Origin of the sequence: Marinomonas sp. MED121, from assembly GCF_000153025.1 — a bacterium.
Taxonomy (GTDB): domain Bacteria; phylum Pseudomonadota; class Gammaproteobacteria; order Pseudomonadales; family Marinomonadaceae; genus Marinomonas.
This window is the reverse complement of sequence record NZ_CH672433.1, coordinates 476568-494177: the sequence shown is the minus strand read 5'-3', so window position 1 is coordinate 494177 and position 17610 is coordinate 476568. Positions and strand designations below refer to the sequence as shown.

At 40.8% G+C, this 17610-nt stretch carries 15 protein-coding genes; 9 read left to right on the top strand and 6 right to left on the bottom strand.

The genetic code is table 11. From position 1 onward, the window contains the following. Nucleotides 1-135 precede the first annotated feature (135 nt). From pnp to MED121_RS20745, 3 genes are all read left to right on the top strand, one after another. Complete coding sequence (pnp, locus tag MED121_RS20755; RefSeq protein ID WP_009835749.1) at nt 136-2244, top strand: polyribonucleotide nucleotidyltransferase; 2109 nt, start codon at nt 136-138, stop codon at nt 2242-2244. A gap of 166 nt (nt 2245-2410) precedes the next feature. Further along, nucleotides 2411-3010: an LPP20 family lipoprotein gene (locus MED121_RS20750; protein WP_009835748.1), complete on the top strand. Its 600-nt coding sequence runs from the start codon at nt 2411-2413 to the stop codon at nt 3008-3010. 140 nt (nt 3011-3150) lie between these two features. Continuing rightward, entirely contained in the window at nt 3151-4221 is a 1071-nt protein-coding gene (locus tag MED121_RS20745; RefSeq protein WP_050764631.1) for a DUF3080 family protein, read from the top strand. Here MED121_RS20745 and MED121_RS20740 read toward each other — a convergent pair whose 3' ends face one another. After that, the gene (locus tag MED121_RS20740) at nt 4222-4542 is read right to left on the bottom strand and encodes a hypothetical protein (RefSeq protein WP_009835746.1); all 321 of its coding nucleotides are present in this window, start codon (nt 4540-4542) and stop codon (nt 4222-4224) included. A 292-nt stretch (nt 4543-4834) separates the two neighbouring features. Here MED121_RS20740 and MED121_RS20735 point away from each other — a divergent pair, with 292 nt between their 5' ends. The 4 genes from MED121_RS20735 (at nt 4835) to MED121_RS20720 (ending at nt 9139) form a co-directional block, all read left to right on the top strand. Continuing rightward, entirely contained in the window at nt 4835-5899 is a 1065-nt protein-coding gene (locus MED121_RS20735) for a GGDEF domain-containing protein (RefSeq protein WP_009835745.1), read from the top strand. 101 nt (nt 5900-6000) lie between these two features. After that, entirely contained in the window at nt 6001-6969 is a 969-nt protein-coding gene (glk, locus tag MED121_RS20730) for a glucokinase (RefSeq protein WP_009835744.1), read from the top strand. Nucleotides 6970-6980: 11 nt separating this feature from the next. Then, on the top strand, nt 6981-8459 hold the full coding sequence (gene zwf / locus MED121_RS20725; RefSeq protein WP_036181294.1) for a glucose-6-phosphate dehydrogenase: 1479 nt from the start codon (nt 6981-6983) through the stop codon (nt 8457-8459). A gap of 59 nt (nt 8460-8518) precedes the next feature. After that, nucleotides 8519-9139 (top strand): bifunctional 4-hydroxy-2-oxoglutarate aldolase/2-dehydro-3-deoxy-phosphogluconate aldolase, encoded by a 621-nt coding sequence (locus MED121_RS20720; RefSeq protein ID WP_009835742.1) that lies wholly within the window; start codon nt 8519-8521, stop codon nt 9137-9139. A 69-nt stretch (nt 9140-9208) separates the two neighbouring features. Here the strand turns inward: MED121_RS20720 and MED121_RS20715 are convergent, their stop codons facing one another. The 5 genes from MED121_RS20715 to rpsU all read right to left on the bottom strand — a co-directional run bounded on the left by MED121_RS20715 (nt 9209) and on the right by rpsU (nt 15680). Further along, nucleotides 9209-10600, bottom strand: coding sequence for a PhoH family protein (locus tag MED121_RS20715; RefSeq protein ID WP_009835741.1), 1392 nt, complete (start codon nt 10598-10600; stop codon nt 9209-9211). 286 nt (nt 10601-10886) lie between these two features. After that, nucleotides 10887-12731 carry an RNA polymerase sigma factor RpoD gene (gene rpoD, locus MED121_RS20710; protein WP_009835740.1) on the bottom strand — a complete coding sequence of 615 codons (1845 nt, stop codon included), beginning with the start codon at nt 12729-12731 and terminating at the stop codon, nt 10887-10889. Between the two features lie 110 nt (nt 12732-12841). Beyond that, a complete protein-coding gene (dnaG, locus tag MED121_RS20705) occupies nt 12842-14797 on the bottom strand; it encodes a DNA primase (RefSeq protein ID WP_009835739.1) in 1956 nt (651 codons plus the stop codon). A 78-nt stretch (nt 14798-14875) separates the two neighbouring features. Continuing rightward, entirely contained in the window at nt 14876-15322 is a 447-nt protein-coding gene (locus tag MED121_RS20700) for a GatB/YqeY domain-containing protein (protein ID WP_009835738.1), read from the bottom strand. A gap of 142 nt (nt 15323-15464) precedes the next feature. Beyond that, on the bottom strand, nt 15465-15680 hold the full coding sequence (rpsU, locus tag MED121_RS20695; protein WP_009835737.1) for a 30S ribosomal protein S21: 216 nt from the start codon (nt 15678-15680) through the stop codon (nt 15465-15467). A 482-nt stretch (nt 15681-16162) separates the two neighbouring features. Between rpsU and tsaD the strand changes: the two genes are divergently transcribed. Further along, the gene (gene tsaD, locus MED121_RS20690) at nt 16163-17206 is read left to right on the top strand and encodes a tRNA (adenosine(37)-N6)-threonylcarbamoyltransferase complex transferase subunit TsaD (RefSeq protein WP_009835736.1); all 1044 of its coding nucleotides are present in this window, start codon (nt 16163-16165) and stop codon (nt 17204-17206) included. 5 nt (nt 17207-17211) lie between these two features. Further along, a complete protein-coding gene (gene folB / locus MED121_RS20685; protein WP_036181433.1) occupies nt 17212-17565 on the top strand; it encodes a dihydroneopterin aldolase in 354 nt (117 codons plus the stop codon). Nucleotides 17566-17610: the final 45 nt, after the last annotated feature.

The following is a 17610-nucleotide window of genomic DNA, read 5'->3' as shown; positions in this document are numbered from 1 at the left end:
GGACAGCCTGTACTTCAAATTATTTTTTGCAAAAATTAAATTTAACCCTAGATTTGATTGAGAAATAATCTGAGTACTGGCTCTAAAAGAATGTCTTTGGGTGAAAACAGTTTTTAAATTTAATAAGGAATACTTGTGAGTATTACGACTAAAACTTTTCAGTTCGGTAAAGATACCGTAACACTAGAAACAGGCCGTGTTGCACGTCAAGCAACAGGTTCCGTACTTTGTACAATTGGTGATGTGCAAGTGCTTGCTACCGTTGTTGGTGCTAAAAGCGCACAAGCTGGTCAAAGCTTCTTCCCACTTTCAGTTCATTACCAAGAACGTGCTTACGCTGTTGGTAAAATCCCTGGTGGCTTCCTTAAGCGTGAAGGTCGTCCTTCAGAAAAAGAGACATTAACTTCTCGTCTAATCGACCGTCCTATTCGTCCTTTGTTCCCTAAAGGGTTCATGAACGAAGTGCAGGTTGTAATCACTGTTATGTCGACTAACACAGACACTGATGCTGATATTGCGGGCATGCTAGCGACGTCTGCAGCGCTTTCTGTTTCTGGTATTCCATTTAATGGTCCTATCGGTGCTGCTCGTGTTGGCTTTAATGATGACGACGGTTATGTACTTAACCCTTCTTACTCAGAATTAGATGGTTCTTTGTTGGACATGGTTGTAGCTGGTACTAAAGATGCTGTTCTAATGGTTGAGTCTGAAGCACAAGAGTTGACTGAAGATGAAATGCTTGGTGCAGTATTGTTTGCACATAAAGAATTGCAAGCTGCTGTTAGTGCTATTACTGAGTTTGCTGCAGAAGCTGGCAAGCCTCGTTGGGAATGGTCTGCAGAGCCAGAAAACGAAACACTTAAAGCGGCTATCACTGAAGGTTTTGCTGATCAAGTTGAAGCAGCTTACGGTATCAGTGAAAAAATGGCACGTTACAGCAAGCTAGACGAAGTTCGTACAGCTGCAGTTGAAGCGTTAGTTTCTGAAGAAGCGGGCGTTGAAGAAGCTGATGTAACCAAAGCATTCGCGAAACTTGAGAAAAATACAGTTCGTCGTCGTGTCATCGAAAGCAAGCCTCGTATTGATGGTCGTGACAACAAAACAGTTCGTCCTATCGAAGTTGAAGTTGGCCTACTGAGCAAAACTCACGGTTCTTCTTTGTTCACTCGTGGTGAAACTCAAGCAATTGCAACTTGTACGCTAGGTACGAGTCGTGATGCACAAATGAGCGATGGCCTTGCTGGTGAAAACAAAGATAGCTTCATGCTGCACTATAACTTCCCTCCATACTCTGTAGGTGAATGTGGTCGTATGGGTGGTGTTGGTCGTCGTGAGATTGGTCATGGTCGTCTAGCACGTCGTGGTGTTCAAGCGGTATTGCCTTCAGAAGAGGAATTCCCATACACAATCCGTATCGTATCTGAGATCACTGAATCTAACGGTTCAAGCTCAATGGCTTCTGTATGTGGCGCTAGCTTGTCTATGATGGATGCTGGTGTTCCTCTTAAAGCGCCTGTTGCGGGTATTGCAATGGGTCTTGTAAAAGAAGACGACGGTTTTGCTGTTCTTACTGATATCTTGGGTGATGAAGATCATCTAGGTGATATGGACTTTAAAGTAGCGGGTACCGAAGAAGGTATTACTGCACTTCAAATGGACATCAAAATTGAAGGTATCAACGAAGAGATCATGGATATCGCCTTGAGCCAAGCGCTTGAAGCTCGTACTCATATTCTACGTGAAATGTCTAAAGTGATTGGTTATGCTCGTCCTGAAGTATCACCAAATGCACCTTCTATGGCTTCTATCAAAATCGATCCAGAGAAAATTCGTGACGTTATCGGTAAAGGTGGTGCAACAATCCGCTCTATTACAGAATTAACAGGTGCGTCTATCGACCTTGATGATGATGGTACTGTACGTATTTACGCTGCTGATAAGGCGTCATCTGATGCTGCTTTGGTTCGTATTTACGAAATCACAGCAGAAGCTGAAGTAGATAAGATCTATAAAGGTACTGTCGCTCGTCTAGCTGAGTTTGGTGCATTTGTGACTATCTTGCCTGGTAAAGACGGTCTAGTTCACATTTCTCAGATTGCTGAAGAGCGTATCCGTGCAGTATCTGACTTCCTAGAAGAAGGCCAAGAAGTTTTGGTTAAAGTTCTAGATGTTGATGCACGTGGTCGTATCAAGCTTTCTATGAAAGATGTATCAGAAGAAGAGAAAGCTGCTTTTACTGAATAAGTAAGCACTCAGCTTGTGTTATAAAAAAGGGAGGGCTTGATGTCCTCCCTTTTTTGTTCTTGCCTGATGCTTGTATTACTTTTAATATTCGCTAAGACTTAATTAATTATTTGAGCAATAAAATGTAAATAAGGTCAGTACTGACGCTTATTAATAGGGAGATCTTATGAAATATCGCTTAATTGGTACCTTGATGGCTTCGGCATTTCTTGTTGCTTGTGGTTCATCACCTGAAAAGACAGAAACTCAAGCTGTTGCGGCTCCCGTTGCTTCCTGCTTGTTTGCCGACGGTTCTGGTGGCGCAGCCCCTGATTGGGTTTGTGGTGCACCTATGCCTGGTTATGATTTATCTGCTGTTGGTTATAGTGATAAGTCAGGCGCTGGTCCTAACTTTATGAAGCAGATGGCTGCAACCGCTGCTCGTGTTGAGTTGGCTCAAGTACTTAGTCTAGATATTCAGAATATGATTAAGCAGTATGCTGAAACAACCGGTGCTGGTGATGCTGAAACCGTTGATCGTGTAAATACTTCTGTGACAAAACAGATTACAGATCAAACCCTCGTTGGTTCTAAAATCATTCGCCAAATGCCGACACCAACAGGTGGCATTGTTGTTTTGGTCGCTCTAGATCCAGCTGGTGTTGAACAAGTGACTAAAGACTTGCTGAAAACATCCATGAATAATGATCAAGCTTTATATCAGCAGTTTAAAGCGGGTAAAAGCTTTGATGAATTAGCGGAAGAAATCGCTAAATCTCGTCAATAATATTGCCTTGCTACAAAAAGGCGGACCTAAGGGTTCGCCTTTTTTATGGCTAAAGCAAATGAGTTACCTGTTATTTGGTTAGAATGGCTGAAGGCAACTAAGCTAATGATTAGGTAATTAATTAAACTAGGTTGTTGAAAGTGCTTAAAAAAGCGTTGAAACTAAAAGTTAAGAAAAGCTTTATTTATAGTCGAGTCTTATGCGTTTTTATAATCTCATTGCTAGTGGGGTGTGGCGGCACGACAGACCTTTCAACCAGATTAGATGATTATCTTAAAGATTTAAATCGGCTAGAAATCTTGTCTATTTCTGCTCCTGAAAAACGCTTTCCTCAGGTTTTACTCCCTTCTCATAGTATGAAGCAACAAGTGCTCACTCAGTTTGATATTGGGTTAATCGAATTTTTGTCTTTGCAGCAATGTGATCTCGGGCTTCTAGTTGGTAAGAAAAATAGTGTTTTGGGTAAGGTTATGTCTGATAGTCAGCGCTTGTTATATGAAATAAGTGTGATTAAGGCTTTAAATGAATGTGAGCCTGAGTCATCAGAGCTTAAGCAAAAACTATCTAGTGTTTCTGCTATAAAGCGACGTGAGCTGGCTAAGGCATATGCAAATGCTGTGTATAACTCTCAAGAAGCCGATGTGTTTTTTAGTGTATCAAATGGTTATTTGCCTCTTTCAGAGAATCAATCTGGTTATCAGTCTTTACGTATTTCATTGGATGTCATTGCGCAGTTAGGGAGAGTGATAAATTCAGAGAAAAGTGCGGCTTTTATTTTAAACTCGGGCATTCTTGTTGATTTTGAAAGTCATTTTAAGGCTATAAATGATAGTGAATATGCAGGTAAGTTATTGTTAAGTCTTATTATCTTAACTGACTACCTTAATGTTGTTGCGGATAATCTAACGTCTTTAACAACGGATCCAGGCTTTTGTCGTGGGCCTATGGTGTTTTTAAAGCAGCAGTTTAAACGTCATTATATTGAACTGATTCAACCCTATATGGCACGAGTTAATCGTACCGCTTATGAGGTGTTGGCAAGTCTTGCTGTAATTCGATTAAGTTCGGCAAAAGCGAGTACTGAATTAACGGCTTTTTTGAATCAATTTTCTTTGGAGGATGAGAGTCAAATATGGTCTCTTTATCAGGTAAGCGCAAAACGACATGCCGCTCAATGGAATCGATTGTTGAGGGCGTGTCAGCTCTTTTAGCTAAGCGCTGGCAATGAGGTTGTTGACGCTTTCAACTGCATCATACGGACTTGAGCCCGCTTCCATCAAAGGTTCAGACCCTAGTGCTTTTAATAGGGCAATATTGGCTTGAGGATTATCATTAATGGGCTGATTGAAGCTAATTGGTCGATTAACGGCATGATAACTGTGCTGATTTAAGGTGTCTTCTTCATTGTAAAGCGAAGGGCCTGGTTGAGTGAATAGACTCATTAAAAGTGCAAATTGCGCATTATGAGACACAGAGTTTCCTGGCTGTGTTCTTTGCGTAATTTGGCTTTCAACAATATTAATTATATTCATTCAAACACTCATATTTTCTTTCCTTATCTATCGAGCAATTCTCAGAAAGCTTTAGCCTAATCTATAAAATAACCCTTACTAATTGTGTTTATTTGTTTTAAAGACAAGTATTTGCAGAAAGTAAGTTTATTAATTTAAGGCTAGAGATATACTAGGGGTATGAGAGTAGTCGCTTTTTAATAGTTTAAACTGCTAGCAATATCTGATTGATTTGAAAGCTTGTTAGTTTAATGAATTGTTCATAGCAATCTTTTATAGTGCCTTTTGTAGAGGTTTATAGCTGGAAGCATAAATGCAAGATATCAACCAATTGATTGAAAATGTTAGAGAGAACGAGTTAATCGCTCGTAAGTTCTTTGAAATAGAGCGCTGCATTTTATCGATTGGACGTTGTGATCAGTTTGTTTCTACTTTAACAAAGGAGGTGCAAAAGCAATTTAATGTGCCTTATGTGTGGGTGAACTTAATTAATGAAGCGCCCTTATCACATTTGATGGAAAGTCTTGAACGCACTCCAAACTTGCGCGATCGTGTTATGTTCTCACGCCGAGTACATATGATTGATGTGATTAAATCCTCCGCTAAAACCATTCTGGTGAATGACGATATTAGTGTTTGTCAGGCGATCATTCCACCTATCTATCGTGACATAGTGCACTCCTTAGCTATTTCTCCACTTACCATAGATGGTGCTTTGGTTGGGTTGTTTTGTCAGGCTGACGCCACTAAAGAAAGATATGACCCTCTGCTTAAAGATACTTTTTTGCTAGATCAACTCGCTATAAAAATATCAATCTGCTTAAGTAATGTGACAGCGAGAGAGAAGCTGGAATATCTAGCAACTCGAGACTCTTTGACCGGTTTGCTTAACCGTCGACAATTGGAGCTTATGTTAGATCGAGAGTTTCAGCGGGCAAGGCAAGAGTCACGCGACCTTACTGTTGTTTTCCTTGATTGTGATGCGTTTAAATCTATTAATGACACTCTTGGTCATAACTGTGGTGATGAAGTGTTAGAATATATCGCGAAGCGTTTGCTTAAACATGTGCATAAGCAAGGCTTAGCTTTTCGATTTGCTGGCGATGAGTTTGTATTTGTTTTGCCAGGAAAAGCATTGGATCATGGTTTGCAAATAGCTGAGTCTCTGCACGAATATCTGCAATCAAATCCTTTGCACTATAAATCGAATCTAGTGCCAATCACCATAAGCTTTGGTGGTGCGAGTGTGCATTCAGATAAAGTGAGTAACTATAAGCAGCTTTTGAAACTTGCTGATGAGCGCTTATATGATTATAAAAACAACCGTAAGCGTTCGGTGCCGACGAAAGTTTTCAAGTTTTTAAATCGTCTTAAATAAATGTAATTTTATTACATTATTCTTGTCAATATTCCTTTTTTTGTATGTTTTTTAATGAAATTGTGTAGTAAAATTTCATTAAATTTAGATCGAGTCAAGTTATGTCTTATGCACTTATTGCTGATTTAGGTGGAACGAATGCGCGTTTTGCATTATCTCCTATTGGTGACACCTTAGTACAAGAGATTCAAGTGTTGCCCTGTAAAGAGTTTGACACTTTATTCTTAGCGTTAGATAAATACCTCTCCAAAGTCAGTGTTTCAATCGAGTCACTATCCGCTATTGTGCTTGCGATTGCAGGCCCAGTTAATCAGCCCGTTATTCGTTTTTCAAATAATAATTGGCAGTTCACTCGTGATGATCTGGTTGCTTACTTTGGCCCAGAGAAAAAACTGGCTCTGTTAAATGATTTTGATGCAATAGGTCATTCATTAGATGTATTAAAGCAAGATGATTTAGTGGCTGTTGGTGAAGGCGTTGTGGATACTCAGCAGCCTGCTTGGGTGGTGGGGGCAGGTACCGGACTTGGTGTAGCCTGCGTTGTTCCTCAAGCAGATATTAGCTATGTATTGCCAGGGGAGGGTGGTCACGTTGATTTAACTAGCTGTAACGAACAAGAAGACTATATCTTATCTTATTTGCGTGAGCGCCATCATAGGGTGTCTGCAGAACGTGTTCTATCCGGTATGGGGATGGAAAATATCTATGCTGCGTTAGCGCATAAAGCCGGTAAAGAAGAGCGTTTATCTGCCCCGCAAATTGGCGAGGCGTTTAACGCAAAAGAACCTTTAGCGGTTGCTTGCATGGAGCAGTTTTTCGTTTACTTGGGTCGTGTCATTGGTGATTTGATTTTAAGTGTGGAATCACGCGGAGGGGTATACATCGCCGGTGGTATTATCCCTCGATATATTAACGCTTTTATAGAAAGTGGGTTTCGTCAAGCATTAGAAGAAAAAGGGCGTATGCGCCATCTAGTGAGTGCCATTCCGACATTCGTCGTGACAGCTGAGCACCCTGGCTTAATTGGTTGTGCAAAATACGCTTCATATCTAGTGAAAAGCACCAAATAATGGAGAAAGTAATGAGTAATTCCCGTTTGAAAGATTGTGATGTGGTAATTTTTGGTGGAGGTGGTGACCTTGCCATGCGTAAATTACTGCCTGCACTCTATCACCTAGATATGGATGGTCTATTAACACCAACAACACGTATTATTGGTGCTTCTCGTCGTGATATGACTGCGCAGGATTATCAAGCAAAAGTCAGAGAGGCACTTGATGAATTTGTGCCTTCAAGTATTGATGATAATGAGACTTGGCCTAGATTTAAGGAGCGTTTAAGTTATGTTTCTGTAAATGCACAAGAAACCTCTGATTTTTCTCGATTTAATGAACATGGTGTTGGCGAAAATAAAAAAGATGTGGTGTTTTATCTGGCAACATCCCCAGATCTATTTGGACCAATTTGCTCGTCGCTTGCGAGTGTTGGCTTAAATGAAGATCGTATGCGTGTCGTGCTTGAAAAGCCATTAGGTAGAGACTTGGTTTCTTCACGAGCAATTAATACTGAAGTGAAGTTGAATTTCACCGAAAGCCAAGTTTTCAGGATAGATCATTATCTAGGTAAAGAAACCGTTCAGAACCTGTTGGCTATTCGTTTTGGTAACACCTTGTTTGAACCGCTTTGGAATAGTGCCCATATTGATAATGTACAAATCACTGTGTCTGAAACCGTAGGAGTTGAAGGGCGTTGGGGTTATTACGATAAGGCGGGTGCGCTACGTGATATGGTGCAAAACCATCTAGTTCAGCTTTTATGTCTTGTCGCAATGGAGCCTCCAGGCAGAATGGATGCAAGCTCTGTACGTGATGAAAAAATTAAAGTGCTCAAGGCGCTGCGACCAATTACTGGCGCCAATGCTTATACTAAGACGGTGCGTGGTCAGTATGCAAAAGGTGTGGTTAATGGTAATTCTGTACAGGGTTACTTTGATGAGGAAGGAAGCAACCCTAATTCAAGAACGGAAACTTTTGTCTCCCTAAGGGCTGATATCGATAACTGGCGTTGGGCTGGTGTTCCTTTTTACTTGCGAACAGGTAAGCGTCTTGGTGAGCGTTATTCTGAGATTGTTATTCAATATAAAGCGGTTCCTCATAGTATTTTTAGTGATGAAAGTAATCGCCAGATGCAACGAAATCAGTTAATTATTCGCTTACAACCGGAAGAAAAAATCTCTTTAACTGTGATGAATAAAGTGCCTGGAGCAAGCGAAGGTATGAATCTGCAGCCAGTTGATCTTAACTTAAGTTTGACTGAGGCTTTTCATAATAAACGTAGCCCTGAAGCTTATGAGCGTTTATTGCTTGATGTTATGCGTAACGATGCAACACTCTTTATGCGTTATGACGAGGTGGAAGCTGCTTGGAAATGGGTGGATGGCATTATGGAAGCTTGGAGCCAAACTAGCGAGCGACCTAAAGAATATGCGTCAGGCTCTTGGGGGCCGGCAGCCTCTATGGCATTGCCAATTCGAGATGGTCGTAATTGGCATGATTATTAGTCCTTGTTGTAAATAATGGCTTTGATATTTAACAAACAATTTTATATAGGATAGAGATAATGGCGAGTCAATTAACACCTAGAGAAGTAATGACTTCTACTCCAGTTGTACCTGTGATTGTGGTTGAGAATGTAGAGCAAGCCATTAATTTGGGTAAGGCCTTAGTGGCAGGTGGCGTGCCTGTATTAGAGGTGACTCTTAGAACCGAGGCTGCGTTGGATGCGATTGCAGCTTTGAGAGAGCTGGTACCAGAAGCAATTGTAGGTGCTGGTACGGTTTGTACTCGTGAACAATACGTTAAAGCGGTTGAAGCTGGCTCTCAGTTTATTATTAGCCCTGGAATGACGCCTGATCTATTGGCTGTTGGTAAGGAATACGATGTGCCTTATTTGCCTGCGGTTGCGACTATTTCAGATATCCTTTTAGGGATTGAATATGGCTATGATCACTTTAAGTTTTTCCCAGCTGAAATTAATGGTGGTGTGAAAGCGTTGAAGGCATTTGCTGGTCCTCTTTCTGATATTAGCTTTTGCCCTACTGGTGGTATTAGCCCTGCTAATTATAAAGAGTATTTGGCCTTGCCGAATGTTCTGTGTGTGGGCGGATCATGGATAGTGCCAAAAGACCTTATTGAAGCAGGTAAGTGGGATGAAATAACGGCTTTGGCTAAACAGCTTTAGTATTATTTTTTTTACTAAAAAAGGGAGGCCAAATGGCTTCCCTTTTTTATGGTTTACCCGTTATATTGGTTATAGATTTTCTTCCGCAAATTCAGCTAATCGACTCCTTTCAATACCATTAACATGCATGACGCTGGCGTAATTAAAGTGTTTACACTTCTCCACTAGGTAGGTTAGTCCTGATGTGAGTGGTGTTATGTATTTGTTGTCAATTTGAGCTAAGTTGCCAAGGACAATAATACGAGAGTTACTGCCTATTCTAGTGACGATAGATTTTAATTGGAACTGAGTTAATCCTTGAGCTTCATCTACTATGATGAGCGCATTATTAAAAGATCGGCCCCTCATAAAGTTAAGTGATTTAAATTGAATATTGGCTTTTTGTTTTACATAGTCAATGCTGCTAATTGAGTGTTCATCTGCCCCATGTAAAATTTCTAAATTATCATCAAATGCCGCTAACCAAGGTGCCATCTTCTCTTCTTCCGTACCTGGTAAGAAACCTATATCTTCTGCCATTGGAGGGGTTGAGCGAGCGACAATGATCTTGCTAAAGCGCTTTTCTTCCATGCTAACCTGCAAGGCATAGGCAAGTGCTAGTAGTGTCTTACCTGACCCTGCGGGTCCTGTCATTATCATTAAGTCTGAGTTTTCATGGCGAAGTAAATAGAAGGCCATGGCTTGCTCTAGGTTGCGAGGGTTGATGCCCCAAAAGCTTTGATGCATAAGTGATGCACGATTAAGGTCGAGTAAGTAGATGTATTTCTCGTCAAGGTTGCATATGAATCCAACAAACTCTGAGTCATCAATAATGAACATATTGGTAAAGACTTGTTCGATGGCATCCCTTGGTAGAAGGTGAATGGTGTGTCTGCCATGGTTTTCAGTTTTTACTTTTTCTATAGTGTCCCAAAATTGACCTTCATAGTGGACATAGCCTTTGCTAAGTAAGTCGACATCATCGAGCACTTTATCTTTTTTGTAATCCTCAACTTTTTCAAGTCCAGAGCCTTTGGCTTTGATGCGCATATTGATATCTTTAGTGACAAGGCATACCGAGTCCCTAGGGTTTGTTGCTTGTAAGCTTAAGGCGACATTGATGATGCGATTGTCGTTTGCGTGATCGTGATTGCCGTTTAAAAAAGGAATATTGTCATTTTGCTTGATTTGCTGATCAGGATAAATGGCGAGGCAGCCTGAGAATTTTGATTCGTTGGCGGAAGTGGTTTGAATGGAAACGCCTGCTTGTAACTCTTTGGGACTGGCGTCACCGACAATTTTATCTATGGTGTTTATGGCAAGTCTGGCTTCTCGACTGACGTCTTTATCACGTCTATCTTTGATGATGTCCAGTTCTTCCAGAACTGTCATTGGGATTACGACTTTATGTTCAGCAAAGGCGTATATGGCAAGTGGATCATGAAGTAGAACGTTAGTGTCTAATACAAATACTTTTTCCATATGCATGACTCCTATTGAATCATTATTTAAATGTATCGATGTGTTTAGTTTATCCTTGAAAATTAAAATTGATTGATCAACTAGTCATTTGTGAAATTATTAAAGTGTATAGATCTTTGATATTAAAGATTAATTCACTTTTTATATAACTCAACTTAACGACTAATCTTGTTTTATTATGTTTTAAGTTTAAGACAAATTTGTGACAAATGCCTAGCTTTATCTATTAAAAATCAGATATAAAAAAACCGCAGACAAGCTGCGGTTTTTTGAATGCCTTTACAGATTACTCATCAAGGAAGCTGCGCAAATGTTCTGAGCGGCTTGGGTGACGCAGTTTTCTAAGGGCTTTGGCTTCAATCTGACGAATACGTTCACGTGTTACGTCAAACTGCTTACCTACTTCTTCAAGCGTGTGGTCAGTGTTCATGTCGATACCAAAACGCATGCGTAAAACTTTCGCTTCACGTGCTGTTAGGCCAGATAAAACACTGGTTGTTGCTTCTCTAAGGCCTTCAATTGTGGCTGTGTCAATTGGAGACTCAGCACCATCATCCTCAATGAAGTCGCCTAGGTGAGAGTCTTCATCATCACCAATAGGGGTTTCCATTGAGATAGGCTCTTTGGCAATTTTGAGGACCTTGCGAATTTTATCTTCAGGCATGTCCATGCGAACGGCTAGTTCTTCAGGTGTTGCTTCGCGTCCCATTTCTTGCAGCATTTGGCGAGAGATACGATTCAGTTTGTTGATTGTTTCAATCATATGAACTGGAATACGTATTGTTCTTGCTTGGTCTGCAATGGAGCGAGTGATTGCCTGTCTGATCCACCAAGTAGCATAAGTAGAGAACTTATAACCGCGACGGTATTCAAATTTATCAACCGCTTTCATTAAGCCAATATTACCTTCTTGGATAAGGTCCAAGAATTGTAGGCCGCGGTTTGTGTATTTTTTCGCTATAGAGATTACAAGACGCAAGTTTGCTTCAACCATTTCTTTCTTGGCACGACGAGCGCGGGTTTCGCCAATTGAAATGCGTCGGTTGATCTCTTTGAGTTCAACAATAGTGAGGCCTGTATCTTTCGAAATGTTACGAAGTTTACGTTGGCTACGCATGAACTCAGCTTCGTTTTCCTGTAATGCAGCAGCATAGCCTGCACCTGATGCAATTTGATCAGGGAACCATTGGATATTGGTTTCATTATTTGGGAAGCGTTTTAAGAATTCTGTACGAGGCATGCCTGCTTTACGAACACATACTTGCATTATGATGCGTTCTTGTTCGCGTACTTTATCCATGCGGCTACGAACACGATCAACCAGATCGTCAAAGATTTTTGGAACAAGTTTGATAGGAGCAAAGCAGATGCTTAGCTCTTCTTGCTTTTCTTTAACAATAGAATCTTGGCGTGAGTGATTTTCAAGCAGTGCTAGAAGTTCTGTGTGATTACGTTCGATCTCACCAAAACGACGTGCTGTTTCTTCTGGATCAGGGCCGTTATCAGTTTCTTCTTCGTCTTCGTCATCATCACCATCTTCACTTTCTTCAGTAGACTTATCTAGTTCTTCTTCAGAAACTTCTTCTACAAGTGGTGCATCTTCAAAAACAGGTTCTTCGCCATCACCATCGATAAATCCACTAAAGATATCGCTTAAACGACCTTCCTCTTCTTTGGATTTCTCATAAGCGTCAAGTAGGGTTTGTACTGCACCTGGATAGTAGGACACAGCCGCCATTACTTCACGTGTGCCTTCTTCAATACGCTTTGCGATTGCGATTTCGCCGGCACGAGTTAGTAGCTCGACTGTGCCCATCTCGCGCATATACATACGAACTGGGTCTGTAGTACGAGCGACATCGCCTTCAACAGCGGCAAGTGCGGCGGCAGCTTCTTCTGCTGCAGCTTCATCAGTAGAGTCGCCTTCTTCCATAAGAAGGTTTTCTTTATCTGGAGCATATTCACCAACCACTATCCCCATGTCATTAATCATGGCGATAATTTGTTCAACCTGTTCTGGATCTGAAAGGTCATCAGGGAGGTGGTCGTTAACTTCGGCAAAGGTCAAATAACCTTGCTCTTTACCTTTTGCGATCAGCTCTTTGAGGCGTGATTGTTGATTGTCTGACATTAGACGACCTATGTTAGAATGCGTTAGAAAGAATTAGCCGTAAATTATAGCAAAATCAATGAGATTTATCTAGATTTATAGAGTGTTTACTGAGCAAAAAATCGCAAGTTTTACTTCTTCTTGCGCATTTGCTCAATAAGCCTTCTTAGTTCTTCGCGGCTGTTATTATCCTTTATGGTTTCATTACCCTTACTTTTCAAGCGTGAAATTGCGTTATTTAAACCTAGGCTTTCTTCTTTGCTCGCAATCATGTCTTTAACCTCTTGTTTTGCATTGATTAATTTAGATTTTGTGTGAGCGTCTTGGTGGTTTAAAAGGTAATAAATTTTTTCTGTTTGTTCTTGGTTTTGCCAATTTCCAAGTAAGTGTCCTAAGTTCTTGTCGCTATGTTTGTTAAAAAAGCGCCAAACTTTACTAAAGATCTGCATGTCTAAATCAGGTTGTCTTAGTAGTGGTTCGCTCACTTCAATATCGGCTGCAACATTAGGGTGTAGTAAGAGGCATAAAATAGCGTGTTCTGTTTGGGTTAGTGCTATGGCCATGGGGGGAGGAAGTTCCTCCTGGTCTTGCCATTTTCCTTTACCAAAAGATTTTTTGCTGTTTTTTTTCTTAGTTTGATAACCTGTCTCTGCAGGTGTGCTTGAGTAGTCGTAATGAGGCTCGTCATGATCGTATGCTAGATGCTCTGGTAATGGAATATCATCGTAATCTGTATACTGGGCTTCATCATAATGCTGTTGTTGGGCTGGTTCTGCTGTTCTTTGATATTTGGGCTTTTGTGCTGAGAGTTTGCTGGTATCTATGCCTGCTTGTTCTTCTAATTGCTTAAGAAGAACGGATTTATAGGTGATCTCTGGTAACGCTTGAATTTGTGACATGACGTTTTGGGCAAATTGCGCTTCGCCTTCTTCATCTGCCAATGTTACTTGGTTGCGTGCATGCTCGAAAAGAACATGGGAAAGTGAGCTTGAATCTTCAAGTTTCTCTGTAAACGCATCCTTACCTATATCTCTTACTAAGGAATCAGGGTCTTCGCCTTCAGGTAAGAATAAGAAGCGTACTTGCTTGCCGTCTTGCATCACTGGCAGTGTTGCTTCTAGACCTCTAATCGCTGCGGCGCGCCCTGCTTTGTCACCATCGAAACAAAGCGTAACCTTACTGACCAGTTTAAAGAGCTTTTTAATGTGATTACTGTTGACAGATGTGCCAAGGGTTGCAACGGCATTGGTGATGCCATGCTGCGCTAAAACAATGACATCCATATACCCTTCAACAATAAGAATATGATCCAACTGTTGTGTATTTTGTTTTGCTTCATAAAGGCCATACAGCTCTTGGCTTTTCTGAAAGACAGGGGTTTCAGGAGAGTTTAAGTATTTTGGTTTTTCATCGCCAAACGCACGGCCTCCAAAAGCAATAACTCGCCCTCTAGAGTCACGGATAGGGAACATAATGCGATCACGAAACCGGTCGTAAAAGTGTCCTGCTTGATCCTTCTTTTCAATTAGCATTCCAGCTAATAAAAGTTGTTCTTTTTGATCGCCACTTTTACCCAGTGTTTGTAATAAATTGTCCCAACCAGGTGGTGCAAAACCCAGGCCGAAAACTTTCGCAATTTGTCCTGAAAGACCTCGCTCTTTTGCTAAGTAATCTGTTGCCTTGGTCTTTTGTTCATTTTCAATGAGTTGTTTTTGAAAGAAGCTAGCGCTTTGGGTTAATTGATTAAGCAGGTCTGCATTTTGTTCGTATCTATCAGGGGCACCCTGCTCTCTAGGGACTTCCATACCAGCATCTTTTGCTAATAGCTCTATGGCTTCGACAAAGTCTAGATGGTCATTCTCCATGACAAAGGAGATAGCATTACCACCAGCACCGCAACCAAAGCAATAGTAGAATTGTTTCGCTGGATTGACACTAAATGATGGGCTCTTTTCGTTGTGAAAAGGGCATAAGGCACTGTAATTTTGACCTGTTTTTCTTAAAGTGAGGCGCGATGAAATGATGTCTGTGATATCGACACGTGCGAGTAGCTCATCAATAAACTGATCTGGAATACGTCCTGCCATAAAACAAAGCTCACTTTAGGTTGCTGACCCCAAAATAGCATGAATCAAACTAGTTTGGGGGGAAGACTTAATGGGGGGTTATCCTAAAATGGATTTAACTAGTTTGCTGGCTTGGCCCATGTCGCCACGACCTTGAACTTGAGGTTTAACGATGGCCATGACGCTTCCCATTCCTTGCATTGAGCTTGCGCCTGTTTCGGCAACGGCTTTCTCAATAATGTCTTTGATTTCGTCTTCTGTAAGTGGTTGTGGCAGAAACTCTTGAATTATGCTGATTTCAGCTGTTTCAACATCGGCAAGATCTTGGCGTCCACCTTCAATAAATTGCTTTACAGAGTCCTTACGTTGTTTAACCATTTTATCTAAGATAGCGAGAACTCTCGTATCATCTAATTCGATGCGCTCATCCACTTCAATTTTTTTGCATTCAGCTAGCATGGTGCGAATTAAAGTGACACGAGCCTTTTCTTTGGCACGCATTGCGACTTTAAGTTGAGTTGAGATCTCTAATTTTAGTGCTGACATGGTTTAGCTCCAAAGGGATTGTAAATAAAATTGAAAAAAAAACGGCTAGTAAGAACTAGCCGTTTTTTTAACTGTAAATAACTGAGTCATTTACAGATCAACATTTGTTGCTCTATGCATTGCATAAAACGCAAGCAAAGGCCTAGTACAAACGTTGGAATTTTTTCTGCTCACGAGAAACTTTTTTCGCGTGACGTTTAACTGCAGCAGCAGCAGCACGTTTGCGAAGAGTTGTTGGTTTTTCGTAGCATTCACGACGACGAACTTCAGCAAGAACACCTGCTTTTTCACAAGAACGCTTGAAGCGACGTAGAGCGATGTCAAATGGTTCGTTATCTTTTACTTTTACAGCTGGCATGTATTTACCTATTTTAAAAATGTTTTAAATTTTGTTCACAAAAAACGCGAAGATAATACTCTCATTTGTGCAAGCTTTCAAAAGAAGAATGCGAAATCTTTAAAAGAGCAAAAACTCATGAAAAGCGTTCTGTGAAGACATAATGATTGGTCTCTAATTTATAGATTGACCTAACTTCATCTCTTTTATCTACCTGTTAAGGTATAGCACTAATTTTTAGCGCTTATATATAATATTTGACCTAATAAAGAGTGCTTGGGCTTTGCCAAAGCGAAGAAAAATCACCTGCCTTTTAATTTAATCTATTTAAAACGGTGCGCATTTTATGCCCATTAAGAGTCAAAGTCCAGTTTAATACTAGTTGGTTAAAGCTTAATAACGACAAAAGTGAGATTTTTAAAGCGTCTAAGGATTCATACCTGTATGAGATAAGGTACAATGCGAGACAACTGATTATTGAATGTAAAAGAGAAAAAGCCGTAATGAAAGTGTTAGGTCTTGAAACCTCTTGTGATGAAACTGGTATTGCAATTTACGATACTGAGAATGGCTTATTAGCTCATAAAATCTATTCTCAAATTGCGCAACATGCAGAGTATGGTGGTGTTGTACCTGAACTTGCTTCCCGTGACCATGTTAGAAAAACCATCCCATTAATTGAAGAGGTCTTAGCAGAAGCAGGCCTTAATAAGCAGCAATTAGACGGTATTGCTTTTACCTCAGGGCCGGGCCTTGCTGGGGCTTTAATGGCGGGAGCAACAATTGGTCGTGCATTAGGTTTCTCACTCAATGTACCTACTATTGGTGTTCATCATATGGAAGGGCATCTACTCGCACCAATGTTGGAAGAGAAGCAGCCTGAAATGCCTTTTGTTGCCTTGCTTGTATCTGGAGGGCACACACAGTTAGTTCGTGTTGATGAGATTGGTGAATATAAATTACTCGGCCAATCTCTTGATGATGCGGCTGGAGAGGCTTTTGATAAAGCCGCAAAAATGATTGCTTTACCTTATCCTGGTGGTCCTCAAATAGCCGCATTAGCTGCTAAAGGGAAAGCGCGTGAAGGGTTGAAGTTTCCTCGTCCCATGACTGATAGACCTGGCTTAGATTTTAGTTTTAGTGGTTTGAAAACGGCTTTTTTAACGGCCGTACATAACGCTATGGATGATGGGGAGATGAACGATGAATTTAAAGCAGATGTTGCTTTGGCTTTTGAAGAGGCTGTTGTTGATACACTAGTGATTAAGTGTAAGCGAGCTTTAGAACAGGAAGGGTTGAAGCAGTTAGTTATTGCAGGTGGTGTAAGTGCTAACAAAAGACTACAGGCAAATCTTCAAACTAAGCTGGGTAAAATTAAAGCGAGTGTGTTTAATGCAAGGCCTGAGTTTTGTACAGATAACGGCGCTATGATTGCCTACGCAGGAGCTCAGCGATTGTTAGTTGGACAAACCTCTGATTTAGCCTTGGATATTAGGGCCAGATGGCCGTTATCAGATCTCACATCAATCTCAAAAAAGAATCTATAACCATGATGGATGCAGTATTTATTGAAGGTTTACAGACACAAGCCGTTATTGGGGTTTATGACTGGGAAAAGAAAATCAAACAAACCCTCGTGTTTGACTTGGTGATGAATCATGATAATCGTTTGCCCGCTGCGACCGATGATCTAGAAAAGACGTTAGATTATGAAGCCATTTCAAATTATATAACTGCTTATTGTCAAGAGCATGTGTTTGAGCTAATTGAGACCTTGGCTGAGCGTTTGCTTGAGTCTTTGATGGCGAAATTCTCGTTAACTGAGGTTGAATTAACCTTGAGAAAACCCGGGGCAGTACCCGCAGCAAGCGCGGTTGGTGTAAAAATTAGGCGACGTCTTAGTTAGCTTTTATTTATAAGTAATCTAAAAATGCCCAAGTCTTACTTGGGC

What these genes read in the sequence shown, in the direction of transcription:
- MED121_RS20750 (WP_009835748.1), top strand. Translation starts at nt 2,411, where the DNA reads ATGAAATATCGCTTAATTGGTACCTTGATGGCTTCGGCATTTCTTGTT.
- MED121_RS20740 (WP_009835746.1), bottom strand. Translation starts at nt 4,542, where the DNA reads ATGAATATAATTAATATTGTTGAAAGCCAAATTACGCAAAGAACACAG.
- MED121_RS20735 (WP_009835745.1), top strand. Translation starts at nt 4,835, where the DNA reads ATGCAAGATATCAACCAATTGATTGAAAATGTTAGAGAGAACGAGTTA.
- glk (WP_009835744.1), top strand. Translation starts at nt 6,001, where the DNA reads ATGTCTTATGCACTTATTGCTGATTTAGGTGGAACGAATGCGCGTTTT.
- zwf (WP_036181294.1), top strand. Translation starts at nt 6,981, where the DNA reads ATGAGTAATTCCCGTTTGAAAGATTGTGATGTGGTAATTTTTGGTGGA.
- MED121_RS20720 (WP_009835742.1), top strand. Translation starts at nt 8,519, where the DNA reads ATGGCGAGTCAATTAACACCTAGAGAAGTAATGACTTCTACTCCAGTT.
- MED121_RS20715 (WP_009835741.1), bottom strand. Translation starts at nt 10,600, where the DNA reads ATGGAAAAAGTATTTGTATTAGACACTAACGTTCTACTTCATGATCCA.
- rpoD (WP_009835740.1), bottom strand. Translation starts at nt 12,731, where the DNA reads ATGTCAGACAATCAACAATCACGCCTCAAAGAGCTGATCGCAAAAGGT.
- dnaG (WP_009835739.1), bottom strand. Translation starts at nt 14,797, where the DNA reads ATGGCAGGACGTATTCCAGATCAGTTTATTGATGAGCTACTCGCACGT.
- MED121_RS20700 (WP_009835738.1), bottom strand. Translation starts at nt 15,322, where the DNA reads ATGTCAGCACTAAAATTAGAGATCTCAACTCAACTTAAAGTCGCAATG.
- rpsU (WP_009835737.1), bottom strand. Translation starts at nt 15,680, where the DNA reads ATGCCAGCTGTAAAAGTAAAAGATAACGAACCATTTGACATCGCTCTA.
- tsaD (WP_009835736.1), top strand. Translation starts at nt 16,163, where the DNA reads ATGAAAGTGTTAGGTCTTGAAACCTCTTGTGATGAAACTGGTATTGCA.
- folB (WP_036181433.1), top strand. Translation starts at nt 17,212, where the DNA reads ATGGATGCAGTATTTATTGAAGGTTTACAGACACAAGCCGTTATTGGG.